The organism is Pseudomonas sp. C27(2019), assembly GCF_008807395.1.
Classification (GTDB): Bacteria; Pseudomonadota; Gammaproteobacteria; order Pseudomonadales; family Pseudomonadaceae; genus Denitrificimonas.
The window spans coordinates 1323193-1337062 of record NZ_CP043320.1; the positions used below are offsets into that span (position 1 = coordinate 1323193).

The 13870-nt window shown below is 47.5% G+C and carries 14 protein-coding genes; 8 read left to right on the plus strand and 6 right to left on the minus strand.

Annotated elements, in window-relative coordinates; translation table 11 throughout:
* Positions 1–28: 28 nt before the first annotated feature.
* The 3 genes from FXF61_RS06065 to FXF61_RS06075 all read right to left on the minus strand — a co-directional run bounded on the left by FXF61_RS06065 (position 29) and on the right by FXF61_RS06075 (position 2771).
* The gene (locus FXF61_RS06065; protein WP_151184426.1) at positions 29–1372 is read right to left on the minus strand and encodes a MotA/TolQ/ExbB proton channel family protein; all 1344 of its coding nucleotides are present in this window, start codon (positions 1370–1372) and stop codon (positions 29–31) included.
* The gene (locus tag FXF61_RS06070) at positions 1369–2139 is read right to left on the minus strand and encodes a DUF3450 domain-containing protein (RefSeq protein ID WP_151184427.1); all 771 of its coding nucleotides are present in this window, start codon (positions 2137–2139) and stop codon (positions 1369–1371) included. Before FXF61_RS06070 ends, FXF61_RS06065 begins: the two co-directional genes overlap by 4 nt.
* Positions 2140–2516: 377 nt before the next feature.
* Positions 2517–2771 carry a DUF1289 domain-containing protein gene (locus tag FXF61_RS06075; RefSeq protein ID WP_151184428.1) on the minus strand — a complete coding sequence of 85 codons (255 nt, stop codon included), beginning with the start codon at positions 2769–2771 and terminating at the stop codon, positions 2517–2519.
* A gap of 352 nt (positions 2772–3123) precedes the next feature.
* Here FXF61_RS06075 and nrdA point away from each other — a divergent pair, with 352 nt between their 5' ends.
* From nrdA to tal, 7 genes are all read left to right on the plus strand, one after another.
* Positions 3124–5400, plus strand: a complete 2277-nt coding sequence (gene nrdA / locus FXF61_RS06080) for a class 1a ribonucleoside-diphosphate reductase subunit alpha (RefSeq protein WP_151184429.1) — start codon at positions 3124–3126, stop codon at positions 5398–5400.
* Positions 5401–5406: 6 nt separating this feature from the next.
* Positions 5407–6546, plus strand: a complete 1140-nt coding sequence (gene nrdB, locus FXF61_RS06085; protein WP_256663514.1) for a class Ia ribonucleoside-diphosphate reductase subunit beta — start codon at positions 5407–5409, stop codon at positions 6544–6546.
* A complete protein-coding gene (gene yfaE, locus FXF61_RS06090; RefSeq protein WP_256663515.1) occupies positions 6547–6831 on the plus strand; it encodes a class I ribonucleotide reductase maintenance protein YfaE in 285 nt (94 codons plus the stop codon).
* Positions 6832–7075: 244 nt separating this feature from the next.
* Entirely contained in the window at positions 7076–8413 is a 1338-nt protein-coding gene (locus tag FXF61_RS06095) for an NAD(P)/FAD-dependent oxidoreductase (protein WP_151184432.1), read from the plus strand.
* 17 nt (positions 8414–8430) lie between these two features.
* Complete coding sequence (locus FXF61_RS06100; RefSeq protein WP_151184433.1) at positions 8431–8763, plus strand: hypothetical protein; 333 nt, start codon at positions 8431–8433, stop codon at positions 8761–8763.
* A gap of 347 nt (positions 8764–9110) precedes the next feature.
* Positions 9111–10085, plus strand: a complete 975-nt coding sequence (gene dusA, locus FXF61_RS06105) for a tRNA dihydrouridine(20/20a) synthase DusA (protein ID WP_151184434.1) — start codon at positions 9111–9113, stop codon at positions 10083–10085.
* Positions 10086–10169: 84 nt separating this feature from the next.
* Positions 10170–11087 carry a transaldolase gene (gene tal / locus FXF61_RS06110; RefSeq protein ID WP_151184435.1) on the plus strand — a complete coding sequence of 306 codons (918 nt, stop codon included), beginning with the start codon at positions 10170–10172 and terminating at the stop codon, positions 11085–11087.
* A gap of 57 nt (positions 11088–11144) precedes the next feature.
* On the opposite strand, the gene rssC is transcribed toward tal, so the two are convergent.
* The gene (rssC, locus tag FXF61_RS06115) at positions 11145–11633 is read right to left on the minus strand and encodes an anti-sigma factor antagonist RssC (RefSeq protein ID WP_151184436.1); all 489 of its coding nucleotides are present in this window, start codon (positions 11631–11633) and stop codon (positions 11145–11147) included.
* Positions 11630–12445: a PP2C family protein-serine/threonine phosphatase gene (locus FXF61_RS06120; RefSeq protein ID WP_151184437.1), complete on the minus strand. Its 816-nt coding sequence runs from the start codon at positions 12443–12445 to the stop codon at positions 11630–11632. The genes rssC and FXF61_RS06120 overlap by 4 nt, the downstream gene beginning before the upstream one ends.
* A 307-nt stretch (positions 12446–12752) precedes the next feature.
* Between FXF61_RS06120 and FXF61_RS06125 the strand changes: the two genes are divergently transcribed.
* The gene (locus tag FXF61_RS06125; RefSeq protein WP_151184438.1) at positions 12753–13046 is read left to right on the plus strand and encodes a PilZ domain-containing protein; all 294 of its coding nucleotides are present in this window, start codon (positions 12753–12755) and stop codon (positions 13044–13046) included.
* Position 13047: 1 nt separating this feature from the next.
* Here the strand turns inward: FXF61_RS06125 and FXF61_RS06130 are convergent, their stop codons facing one another.
* Complete coding sequence (locus tag FXF61_RS06130; protein ID WP_256663516.1) at positions 13048–13797, minus strand: VacJ family lipoprotein; 750 nt, start codon at positions 13795–13797, stop codon at positions 13048–13050.
* Between the last annotated feature and the right edge of the window lie 73 nt (positions 13798–13870).

The window sequence follows — 13870 nt, forward strand, 5'->3', positions numbered from 1 at the left end:
AATCAGCCAAAACCACGTGCTTTGCCAGTTACTCACTGCGTTTTTTCCCTGACATGTGCAGTGCCAACAAGCCCACACACTGTTGTTCTAACAGTTGCACAACAGATTTGCTGCGCGCGCTCAAGACGCTGTGTAAAAACAATAAGGGAATCGCTACAACCAAGCCTTCAACTGTAGTGACTAGGGCCTGTGAAATACCGTCGGCCATCAAACGTGAATCACCGCCACCGCTTTGGGTGATGGCTTGGAAGGTGATAATCATGCCGGTCACGGTACCGAGCAATCCCAGTAATGGCGCAACTGCAGCCAGTAATTTAAGCAAGCCTTGGCCTTTTTCAAGCTGCGGGACTTCTTGCATCACTGCTTCATCGAGTTTCAACTCAAGAGTTTCCAAATCAGACAGTTGTGGATTAGGTCCCAGTACACTCAATACGCGCCCCAGTGGGTTATCACTGGTTGGGCTAGACAGGTTACGCATTTGTACGCGCACACTGCGCACCACACGCATTAAGCCGAATAAACGCCAAGCGGCTAACAAGAAACCAAACACCCCCAGCGCGACAATCACCCAGCCAACTAAACCACCCTGGCGCAAACGATCCAATAAGGCTGGCTTGCGCTGCAAGTGCTCAATCAGCGAGCCGCGCGTTGGGTCAACGGGGATCACAACTGCTGCGTCTTGGCTGCCTGCCCACTGATTAATTTTACTCAAACCTGATGGTTGCTTGGGTAAAGCGCGAAAAGCATTATCGCCTTCACTGAAGGTTAAAAACGCCTGTTCGCTGTAAGCAGAAAAAGGACCCGCACGAAAAACATCTTGCGTGTGGTGCTGGCCATCCGCAGCAATGACAGGCGCAGCAATACGCTCAACACGACCTGTGGCGGTCATATCTTCGAGCACTGTTAGCCAGAAGTTTTCGATTTGCGCAACACTCGGCAGCGCTCGACCTTTGGATAAGCGCTCAATCTGCTCAATACGCTCGGGAAATTGTACATTCAATAAGCTGCTGCGCCACTGCCCGGCTAAATCGCCAGCACTTTGCCGTACCACAGTAAACAACTCACCCAAATCGCCAACTTGTTGCTTGAGTAGCTGTTCTTGGTTAGCCAGCTCTTGCTCATTAGCGGTAAAAGTGGATTTTAGTGCGGCGGCACGTGACTCTTGTTCTGCTAGTGCTTTTTTTGCCTCAGCCAATAACGCTGCCTGCTGGTTACGTGCTTGCAAAAAGCGCTGCTCGCGCTCTTGCATGAGCTGTTCTTCACTACTCTTTTCACTGCGAATGCGTTCTAGCAGCTGCTCTGGAGTTAACACCTGCGCCTGTGCCGATACACTCAATAGGACCGTGCAAGCCAGCCATAACAAACGCTTCATGGCTGCACCTCCAGCGCGAGGGTTTTAATGGGCAGCTCTAACCAGTCTGCCGACTTTTGCTGACGAGCAATGGCAATAGCTTTTTGTAAGGGGCGGCGCACACTGTTATCAAGCGTCTGCCAGCTGCGCGTTTGCGCATTCCAAAAACCACTCTCGTGGCCGTTAGGGGTTTGATAGTAGAGCATAAGACGGCCAACCCTTAAGAATTCGACACTGCGCTGCTCAGTGTCTTCACCGAGCTCCCCGCGCCATGCTTCGAGGGTGTAACCGTAGTCACTTTCAATTTGATAGGCTTCAAGAATGCGACGATATTTTTCAGCCATGCTGACATCAGCACGCGGCATTAATTCTTGCAATGCCGTTAAACGATCGCCGCGTTCAAAGGGTAAAAATGGTAAATCCGCTTCGATAAACTCTGCGAGCACTTCAACCATGCGCTGCATTTGCGGCATCACTGCTGCTTCGCTGTTCTGTAGCTCATTAAGTTGCTCTTGATAACTCACCAACTCCGTATGCTGTGCAGCAATCAGCTCACTGACTTGATGGTTATACCCTTCAAGGGCTTTAGCCTTAGCTAAGGTAGTACTGTACTCTTCAAGCATGGCCTGACTGGCATCATCTAAGCGCTCAATACGTTGCTGCGAATGTTGCGCTGTTTGACTGAGCTTTTCACTTTCACTGAGTGACTGTTCAACAGCATTTGCACTGATAACCGGACTCACCACTGCACAACATAAAAGCAGTGAGCGCAACGTTGTTGCCTGCATGAATAGTATTTCCTTAATCTAAGCGGTTTAATAGCAATGATTATCATCTGCGTGCGATAACAAAGCAAGTGTTGGAATAGCTTTTAAGCGTTATGCAGCGACACGAAATATCCTTGTTACATTATGTACTTTGTTTAATTAAGCCCAAATAACTTACTGAGTATGGCTAGTATACGGCTTAGATGACCTTTGAGCGCAGCCTGATACAGCGAGGGACAACATGTCGCACAGCACTATGTAGATAAATACTGAAATTGACACTCAATCTCACTGTGCTCCCGCTCACATTAGATAAACACCGCATACCGAACTTCGGGGCAGGTGTTTGTCTGTCGACGAACTTATCTAGGGTTCAACTTTCTTTTTATGCACTAAGTCTAAAACATACTCGACTGCTCTGGTTCGTCAGGCTCTGACTTAGCAGCGTGTAAGGCCGCTTCTTTGGCTTTTAATATCCGTGCTTTGCGCTGCTGGCATAAGCGCACTACTTGACGCTTCTCAGTTTCGCTAAATTTGAGCCAATATAAACGCTCATCTCGCGAGCGAAAACAGCCTTTGCAATAGCCTCTGTTGTTGGCCTCACAGACGCCAATACAGGGGCTGGGTATATCGAAAAACTCGAGTTGCTGCATACTAGGTGGCCTTTTAAAACGCAAATCCGTGGAGCAAATGAATAGATTCGCAAGCGTTCTTGTTGCTTTTAACCACAATATCTCAGATTGCTAAAATTGCTTTAAATCAAAAAGCAAGCAGAATATTTTTAAAATTTTAAAATCGCAGCAAGCCTAGATAGCATCGGGCTTACAGATCAAAACCACTCAGTCTCTTCACTTTAGCGCTGTTGAACTAAGGGTATCAATACCCTATATTGCGTCCAATATTTTTCAAAACCACTATATGATGTGTTTTAGCAGAAAAACGCATTACATGAGTGCTGTTTAATATTCAAGCCCAGAAGCGCTAAAATATCAAAAGGATCTCATTATGACAGACTTTAAAGCCATCAAAGTAACCAAACGCGATGGACGCCAGGAACCGATCGATTTAGATAAGATCCATCGTGTTCTTGATTGGGCTGCTATGGGTTTAAAGAATGTCTCGGTCTCTCAAGTCGAGCTCAAGTCGCATATCCAGTTCTACAACGGTATGCACACTAAAGACATCCACGAAACCATTATCAAGTCTGCTGCCGACTTGATTTCTCAAGACACACCAGATTATCAGTATCTGGCAGCACGCTTAGCTATTTTCCACCTACGCAAAATTGCCTACGGTCAGTTTGAACCACCGCACCTATTTGATCATGTCACTAAGCTAACCAACGAAGAGCGTTACGACAGTCATGTTTTACGTGACTACGATAAAGCCGAGTTCGATGAGCTCAACGACTATATCGACCACGGCCGTGATATGACTTTTTCCTACGCCGCAGTTAAACAGCTGGAAGGTAAATACCTCGTACAAAACCGCGTCACTAAACAAGTCTACGAAAGCCCGCAGATGCTCTATATCTTGATAGGTATGTGCTTATTTGCTGACTATCCGAAAGAGACCCGCCTGGACTACATCAAGCGTTTTTATGATGCGATTTCTTTATTTAAGATCTCTTTGCCAACGCCGATTATGGCCGGTGTGCGTACCCCGTCACGCCAGTTCAGTTCTTGCGTGTTGATTGAGTGCGGCGACAGCTTAGATTCAATCAGTGCCACCACTTCGGCGATTGTTAAGTATGTCTCGCTGCGTGCCGGTATTGGTATTAATGCTGGTCGTATCCGTGCAGTTGGTAGCCCCATTCGTGGTGGTGAAGCGCAGCACACTGGTTGCATTCCCTTCTTTAAACTGTTCCAAGCCGCGGTTAAGTCTTGCTCACAAGGTGGTGTGCGCGGTGGTGCAGCCACTTTGTTCTACCCGATGTGGCACCTTGAAGTGGAATCACTGCTGGTTCTGAAAAACAACCGTGGCGTTGAAGAAAACCGCGTGCGCCACATGGACTATGGCGTGCAGCTCAATAAACTGATGTATCAGCGCCTGATCCAAGGTGGAAAAATTACGCTGTTTTCACCGCATGACGTGCCAGGCTTATATGAAGCGTTCTTTGCTGACCAAGCAGAGTTTGAACGCCTCTATGTGCAATACGAACACGATGAAAACATTCGTAAACGTAGTTTGCCGGCGGTTGATTTATTCTCCTTGATGATGCAAGAACGTGCCAGCACCGGTCGCATTTACATCCAGAACGTTGACCACTGCAACACCCACAGCCCCTTTGATCCAAAAGTTGCACCGATCCGTCAGTCTAACCTGTGCCTGGAAATTGCCCTGCCCACTAGTCCGCTGGAAAACATCAACGAGACGGATAAAGAAATCGCTCTGTGCACATTATCCGCCTTTAACCTAGGCGCGATTGATAGCCTCGATGAGTTAGAAGAGTTAGCCGACCTGGCTGTGCGCGCCCTAGACTCACTGCTGACTTACCAAGACTACCCACTGGAAGCTGCGCGTAACGCAACCATGAAGCGCCGCACCCTAGGTGTTGGTGTAATCAACTATGCTTACTACTTAGCTAAGAACGGTGTGAAGTACTCTGATGGTTCAGCCAACGCCCTGACCCACCGCACCTTTGAAGCCATTCAGTACTACTTGCTGAAAGCCTCAAACAACCTTTCGAAAGAATTTGGCCCTTGCAGCGCATTTGATGAAACCACCTATGCGCAAGGTATTTTGCCGATTGATAGCTATAAAAAAGATTTGGATGCGATCTGTAAGGAGCCACTGCATTTAGACTGGGAAACTCTGCGAACTGACATCGTTAAACACGGCCTACGCAACTCAACGCTGTCTTCGTTAATGCCGTCAGAAACCTCTAGCCAGATTTCCAATGCCACCAATGGTATTGAGCCGCCACGTGGTTTAGTCACCATCAAGCAATCAAAAGACGGCATTCTCAAGCAAGTGGTGCCCGGCTACGACGAATTGAAAGATAAATACGAATTGCTCTGGAGCATGCCCAACAACGAAGGCTATTTACACTTGGTTGGCATTATGCAGAAATTCGTTGACCAAGCCATTTCCGCCAACACCAACTATGACCCACAGCGCTTTGAAGGTGGCCGTGTACCCATGCAGCAGTTGTTAAAAGACTTGCTGACAGCCTACAAATTTGGTTTGAAAACACTGTACTACCAAAACACGCGTGATGGCGCTGATGATAGCCAAAGCGATATGGAAGATGACTGCGCTGGTGGCGCCTGTAAGATTTAAGGGTGAATGATTATGAAATACAGTACTTTTTCACTGAAGGATAACGATCAACTCAAAGAACCCATGTTCTTTGGGCAGCCAGTTAACGTGGCGCGTTATGACCAGCAAAAATATCCGATTTTTGAGAAGCTGATTGAAAAACAGCTGTCGTTTTTTTGGCGCCCAGAAGAAGTGGACGTGTCTCAAGACCGCACTGATTACCGTAATTTGCCCGAGCATGAACAACACATTTTCATCAGCAATCTCAAGTATCAAACGTTACTGGATTCGATCCAGGGCCGCAGCCCTAACGTTGCTTTTTTGCCGCTGGTGTCGATCCCGGAGCTTGAGACTTGGATTGAAACCTGGTCATTCTCAGAAACCATTCACTCGCGCTCCTACACCCATATTATTCGTAATATTGTTAATGATCCGTCTGTGGTGTTTGACGACATTATGCGCAACCAGCACATCATCGAACGGGCCGGTGATATTTCTAAGTATTACGACGACTTGATTCACTACAGCATGCTGTATAACAAGTGTGGCGCGGGCACCCATACCTTGAATGGCAAAACTCATGAAGTGAATTTATTTGAGCTCAAGCGCAAGTTGTACCTGTGCATGATGAGCGTGAACGTCCTCGAAGCGATTCGTTTCTATGTCAGCTTTGCCTGCTCCTTCGCCTTTGCTGAACGCCGTTTGATGGAAGGCAACGCAAAAATTATTCGCCTGATCGCCCGTGATGAAGCGCTGCACCTCACCGGTACTCAGCACATCATTAACATCATGCAAGATGGTCACGATGATCCGGAAATGGCTGAAGTAGCGCGTTCTTGCCATGCAGAAAGTGTTGAGATCTTTAAGCATGCTGCCCAGCAAGAAAAAGAATGGGCTAAGTACTTATTCAAAGACGGTTCAATGATTGGTCTGAACTTAGATATTCTCAACCAATACATTGAATACATCACCAACTTGCGCATGCACGCAGTGGGCTTAGAGCCAGCCTTTAGTAACGCTTCACACAACCCCATCCCATGGATCAATGCCTGGTTGGTGTCAGATAACGTGCAGGTTGCTCCGCAAGAAGTTGAAGTCAGCTCCTATTTGGTTGGCCAAATCAACTCTGCAGTTTCAGCGGAAGACTTAGGCGACTTCGAGCTTTAAGTGAACAAAGTCATGCAAGTCATTACTGAAGATCTGATTTTTCAATTAGAAGAATCAGAAACTCTGCTTGAAGGCCTCGAGCGTACCGGTCATCAGGTCGAATACCAGTGCCGCAGTGGTTACTGCGGTGCTTGCCGCGTGATCCTGCGCTCAGGCAGCGTTGACTACATCAACACCCCGCTGGCTTACCTGCGCCAAGATGAAATCCTGCCCTGCTGCTGCCGCGCGCTTGAGCCGCTGGTGGTCAAAGTGAGCCTGAAGAGTAAGTACAGCAGCCCTGCATGACGGTATGACTAAAAACATACGATTATGCTGCTCAACACCTGTTTTTCCTGCTGCATAATGCTCCGCTTTAATCATCGAAAGGTATTCGGGCTCGGGCCTGCTGCCACCTCCCGCTCTCTCGCCGTGTTCAACTCTCAATGGCTGACCTAAGTCGTATAGTTTCCAAAAAGATTATTCATTATAAGTCTATATACATAACAATATAATAAACTGTGTTCTCTGCTCACTACTAAAGGGGCGTGCTATGAATGACTCCGTGGAAAAGACGAATAATGTCAGTCGCCGTAACTTTTTGCTTGCTGGTACCGCTCTTACTGTGGCTGCTGGTTCAGGTGTTGGCCTGACTAGCGCGCCGGCACAGGCCGCTATCAAAAGCTCTGCGCGCATCGTTATTGTTGGTAGCGGTTTGGCTGGGCTGGGTATGGTCAACCGTTTACGTAGACAATTGGATGGTGCAAAAATCACTTTGCTCGACGCGAAAAAGGTTCATCACTATCAGCCCGGTTTTACCCTAGTTGCCACGGGAATTTGGCCTGTTGATAAGGTCAGCGACACCAATAAGGAATTGATTCCAGCAGGAGTGGAGTGGGTTCAAGAAATGGCCCACGAGTTCAAGCCCGACACCAACCAAGTCATTACTGACTCTGGCCGAGTATTGGATTACGACTACCTAGTGGTTGCCACAGGCTTGCATCTGGACTTTGATCAGATTGAAGGCATGGATGTCGGTCGTATCGGCAGCAATGGCTTGGCTTCGGTATACCCGAGTCCCGATCATGCTTTGGCCTCGTGGAAAGCTATGGAGAAATTTTGTAAGACTGGTGGCCGCGCTTTAATGACACTGCCAAATACAGCAATTAAGTGCGCTGGTGCGCCATTAAAAATGACCTTTATGCTGGCCAACCGTGCGCAACAAGCAGGAACACTTGCTAAGAGCAGTATTGATTTCCACTCAGCTATTACCTCTGTCTTTAGTGTGCCGGTGATTAACCAAGAAGTGCTGAACCGCTGGGACACCATAGGTATACCGGTGCATTTTCAAAGCAAGCTGGTCGCTGTCGATATTGATGGACAGCGCGCTACCTTTGAAAAAGCTGATGGCAGTCGTGTTGTTGAAGATTATGACTTTTTGCATGTTGCGCCAGCGATGTGTGCACCTGATTCAGTTAGAAAAAGCCCATTGGCCTGGCAAGAAGGACCGCAAGCACAGGGTGGCTGGCTAGACGTGGATCCCGGCACGCTGCAGCACAACCGCTATAAGAATGTCTTTGGTGTCGGTGATATTAACGGTACGGCTAAAGGTAAAACTGCGGCTACAGTAAAGAAGAGTGTTCCTCTGGTGGTGGAGAACTTGCTCAGCGTGATGGCTGGTGAAGAGCCCAAGAAAATTTTTGATGGCTACACTTCCTGTCCGCTCTTGGTTCGCGAAGGCGCAGCGTTACTGGTTGAGTTTGATTATCAAAACAATCTGACACCAACCGTGCCTTTCGTTAAGCCGCTTGAGGAGAGCTACTTTGCTTGGCTACTCAAGTACCGTTTATTTAAGCCCAGCTATATAGCTGTCGCTAAAGGCCACCTATAAAACGCGAGGGATTAGTTATGTATGAGATATGGCTTATTATCAACGTTTTCTATGAGTTAGCTTTGGCGAACTTAGGGCTTGTACTCAGCACTATAGTTGTTTGGCTGATACTTATGTTGGTCACTCAGTTTAAGAAAGAGCTGCCGTGGGGCAAAGGCGTTAAGACTGCAAGCGCAATTGGTCTCGTGGCTTGGGTGATCTTTTTTGTGATGGTGCCTGGTTTGAGCAAGTCTTCTTTTGCCAGCGTGAACTCAGTTATAGACTGGCTTGTTGTGGCTGGAGTGTCTGGTGCTTTTGCTGGCTTATTGGCGCTTTTTGTAGGGCCAATTTACTTGTTGGTGAAACGTTAATAGCGCGTAGCTGGCCGCCACAGGCGTCTGTTGTGCTGGCTAGCTATTTAGCTTTATATGCAAAGTCACTCACACCTCAGTATGACTGCTTTACTTTGGTTACTGTGCCCTTGGTCTAACACCTAGGGCGCAACTCCTCATCCTCAATACCTTAATATCAGCGCGCCCTTAATGGTCAGCGCTGATGTTAGCGCAACTAAAGTACCCTTAATTTCCTATTTAAGTGTTGCTGTATATTCACAAGCGAATAGTACTGGTGCTCCTAAACAGGGCATTATTGGCATACAATGCGTGCCTTAAATGGTGTGCGTGAGCGGCCAAATCCTTACTAAAGAGCTATCAAATACATGAATACAGTCAGCCGCCGTTTCTCCGTTGCCCCTATGATGGACTGGACTGATCATCACTGCCGCTACTTTTTACGACTGATTTCTAAGCGTGCATTGTTGTATACCGAGATGGTCACTACTGGTGCTTTGTTGCATGGCGACAGTGCACGTTTTTTACGGCATGACCAAAGTGAGCATCCAGTAGCATTGCAGCTGGGTGGCAGCAACCCTGCGGAGCTGGCCGCCTGTACAAAAATGGCAGAAACTGCTGGTTTTGATGAAGTTAATCTCAATGTTGGCTGCCCCAGTGATCGGGTGCAAAACAATATGATCGGCGCCTGCTTAATGGCGCATCCGCAATTGGTCGCAGATTGCGTTAAACAGATGCAAGATGTGGTGGGTATTCCAGTGACGGTTAAACACCGCATTGGTATTAATGGACGAGACAGTTACGCGCAGCTCTGTGATTTTGTGGGCACAGTGCGTGATGCAGGCTGTACAAGCTTTACTGTGCATGCACGAATTGCGATTCTGGAAGGGTTATCGCCCAAAGAAAACCGTGACATTCCACCTCTGCGCTATGATATCGCTGCACAACTTAAAGCTGATTTTCCAGAATTAGAAATCATCCTCAATGGCGGTATTAAGACACTTGAGCAGTGCGCCGAGCATTTGCAGACCTTTGATGGTGTGATGCTCGGTCGCGAGGCCTATCACAATCCGTGGTTACTGCATAAAGTCGATCATCAACTGTTTGGCGATGCCCAGCGCGAGATCACGCGCACAGCCATTCTTGAGCAGTTACGCCCTTACCTTTTGGCTCATATCGCACAGGGCGGCAAAGTGCCGCATGTCACGCGGCATATCCTAGGTATAGCACAGGGTTTTCCCGGTGCACGGCGTTTTCGCCAGCTTTTGTCAGCCGACATTTACAAAACCGATGAGCCGATGCGTGTTTACGATCAAGCTGTAGCTGGCCTCGAGGGACGTTAACAGCTCAGAAACAATTGCATCCGCAGTAACGCTCGGTTATGTTCTGTGCACAATTTTTTTAGCCCCCTCAATGCAGCCCATACTATGACGTCAAAACTCGAACAACTTAAACGCTACACCACTGTAGTCGCCGACACCGGTGATTTAGATGCCATTGCGCGTTTACAGCCAGTGGATGCCACAACCAACCCGTCACTACTGTTAAAAGCTGCTACCTTCCCTCGTTATGCACGGATGATGGCGCAAATTCAACAAGATTTCTCTGGTAATCCGCAAGCCGCTTGTGAGCAATTTGCCGTCGCAGTGGGCAGTGAGATATTGACGCTGATTCCCGGACGTATTTCCACTGAGGTAGACGCGCGCTTATCCTTTGACGAGCAGGCCACTTATGAATATGCCTTGCGCTTAATAGACCGCTATGAGCAACATGGTGTTGATCGCCAGCGTGTACTGATCAAGATTGCCGCAACATGGGAAGGTATTCAGGCAGCTCGCCGCTTAGAGAAGCTCAATATTCAAACCAACCTGACCCTGCTGTTTTCATTTGCTCAAGCAGCGGCTTGTGCGGATGCTGGGGTGTTTTTGATTTCACCCTTTGTTGGTCGTATTTATGACTGGTACAAAAAAGCATTAGACCGTGACTATACTGGCATTGAAGACCCCGGCGTGCAGTCCGTATCGCGCATCTACCGCTATTACAAAGGCCATGATTATCAAACCATTGTAATGGGTGCGAGTTTTCGTAACCTTGGCCAAATCGAACAACTGGCAGGTTGTGATCGCCTTACCATCAGCCCTGAGCTATTAGAGAAACTCAGCAATGATTACGCGCCATTGCAGCGCAAGTTACAGGCTGATGGCCAAAGCGAAGAGCCTATGTTTATTGATGAGCAGCGTTTTCGCTGGGCGCACAATGAAGATGCGATGGCCACTGAAAAGCTCGCCGAAGGTATTCGTGCCTTTGCCCGCGACCAAGAAAAGCTAGAAAAGTTATTTACTTGAAAATAACGCGCTGCTGTGTACGGTATTGCATATGCAGCGCGCTGTTTATAAAGAAGGTTATGAAGGCGTGCTTTCTAAAGCGCTGACCAAATCACGAAACTCATCACGATTGGACTCATTTAAGCTCATCAGAATCTGGTGCGCTTCTAAGACGCGCTCCTTAACCACTGCTTCTGACTGATCTTGTTCAGGCAGATCATCCAGACACTCAGGGCACGGTGCCGCTGTGTGGACTAGATTAAACACCTGATTAAAGCCCATGGAGTCTAGTACACGACTGACATCGGGATTGGTACTGGCCAACGTCGGTAACATGCCAAATTTACGCTTAGAGAGGATCGACAACTTAGCCAGCAAGCCCAAAGTGGTGCTGTCGATACTGATTACCTCTGTTAAATCAATCACAATTGACTTAAATGAATTGGCTTTAATTGTGTTTTCAATCGTTTCATTAAGCGCAGAACAAAAGGTTAAGCGCACATCTCCAACACACTTTAAAACAAAGGTGTCGTTGTATTCAGCAAACTGAATTTTACCATCACTCATGCAAGATTCCTGCTCAGCACCAGCACGGCGATATCATCGGGCATATTGCTGCAGTTAGCTAGCCCTAGCTGTTTTACCATCTGTGTATAGTTGCCTTGTGCAGTTCTAATCAAGGCAGGTAAAGCGGCTTCACTGCTGACTAAATTGTCGTGGGGAAGCACATCAAAAATCCCATCAGAAAAAAAACTCAAACTAAAGGCTTCTGGCAGAGGCATTTGCAGGTCGTTAAATATTGCCTGCTCAAATAAACCCACTGGCTGGCCTGTGCCCTCTAAGAACGCAGCCTGCCCGTCACTGTAGAGCACAGGGGAAGGCAAGTGCCCCGCTACACTCCAGTACAAACTATTTTGCTGCGTATCAATAATCACGCAGATCAACGTCACATGTCGGTCTGTGTTGTACGCTAGCAAGTGCTTATTTATGTGGGTTAAAAGTGATGCTGGCGTAATAGGCGTCTTAATAGCATCACCCTGCCCATCAAAAACATAACCTCGGACAATACTTTTGAGCAGCATGCTAACCAGTGCTGCTGCAGTGCCACTGCCTGACACATCAGCCAGATACGCTAGTAAGCGGCCATCAGGCAAAACAAAATAATCCAGGGTATCACCGGCCAAATATAGCGCAGGAACCACACAATGCTCAAAGTTGATACCTTGTGCGTGCCACGGTGCTTTGGGACGTATTTGTTGTTGCAGTTTCTGCCCAGCGAGCTGATCGTCTGTCAATAAAGCCTGTTGCTTGCGCAATAAAAGCAGATCTTTAGCCGTAATGTTATGACTGGGCTTGGGCTGTTGCGAAGTAGAATGCATTACTTATAAGTCGTAAATAGTGTCTAGGCGCAAAAGGTACTCTTATCGTAAGGCTGATTCAAGGGCTCTGTGCTGTAGCAACATTTTGCAATCATCTAGTATGGCTGCGCGGTATAAAATAACTGCACAAGCAAATGCCGAAAGAGTAAAGCACGACAGGCTCACACTTGTCGCATCTAGCCACCGAGGGCGCTTTACATTTAGCGCAAGATCAGTGATGTTAGCCGGTATTAGGCTTAACCTAAAACTAATCACAAATGTCCTATATTAGGATTAGGAAAAAACGCGCAGTAAGTGGAGTTATACAATGAAATATTACAGTGAGAAACGTGATTTTATCCGCATGCGCGTTGAAACGGAGATAACACTTGAATGCGACGGTATTAACTACGATGCAGTTTGTATCGACCTTTCTAGCACAGGCATGCAAATTGAAACAAGTGGATCAGTGCCACTCAGTGAAGGGCAATCAATCCGCGTACTTATTCCATCAGCACATTCAAAGCTCAGCAGCTTGCAAGCAGAGACCATCATTCGCCGATTAGAAACGCTTGACGATGGCCGCCAAGCGCTTGGCTTAGAAATCACCTCAATGCAGTAACTTAGAAGTCATCGATTACGTCACCATCACGTACACGGAACTCGCGATTTTGCAAAAAGGCATTACGAATAAAACGGTATTTATCACCTGCAATAAAGCGCTCACTCGCAAGCAATTTCGCACGTGAATCAATAACATTTAAAACAAACATACTGTTACGTACCGGCACGTCATTAATATAGCGATACTGTCTAGTAAAGCTATCTGGATACAAAGCGGCTGTATCACGTACAGTGCTTGGGCCTAATAACGGCAACACCACATAGGGTCCACTTTTCACACCCCAAGCACCAAGGGTCTGGCCAAAGTCTTCATCATTACGCTGCAAACCCATCTTGGTTGCTACATCAAAAAAGCCGAGCAGACCAAAAGTGGTATTAAAGAAAAAACGCGCTGTATCCACACCTGCATCATGCAATTTAAACTGCAGCAGGTTATTGGCAAGGTTGCGTGCCTCGCCTAAATTACGAAACACATTGTGTACGCCATCTTCAAGCACATCCGGTGTCACTGCTTGATAACCCTGAGCAAGAGGCTTCAGTGTCCAGCGATCTAAAGTGTCGTTAAAACGAAAAACAACGCGATTGGCGCGCTCCCACGGATCTTCTCTTTCACCGAAGTCCTGCCACTGATCATACTCATCGCTGTAATCAGTTTCTTGCGCCACAGCCATGCTCGGCAGACTCAAGCACCCAGCAACCAGCATTGTGCCTACAATACAGCGGACTCGCGTATTTAAAAATTGCTGCATGAAACTCTCCAGTCTTTATGCAAATAGATCACCGCTGAATTGGTACTACACAATATAGTACTGCGTGCAGCAC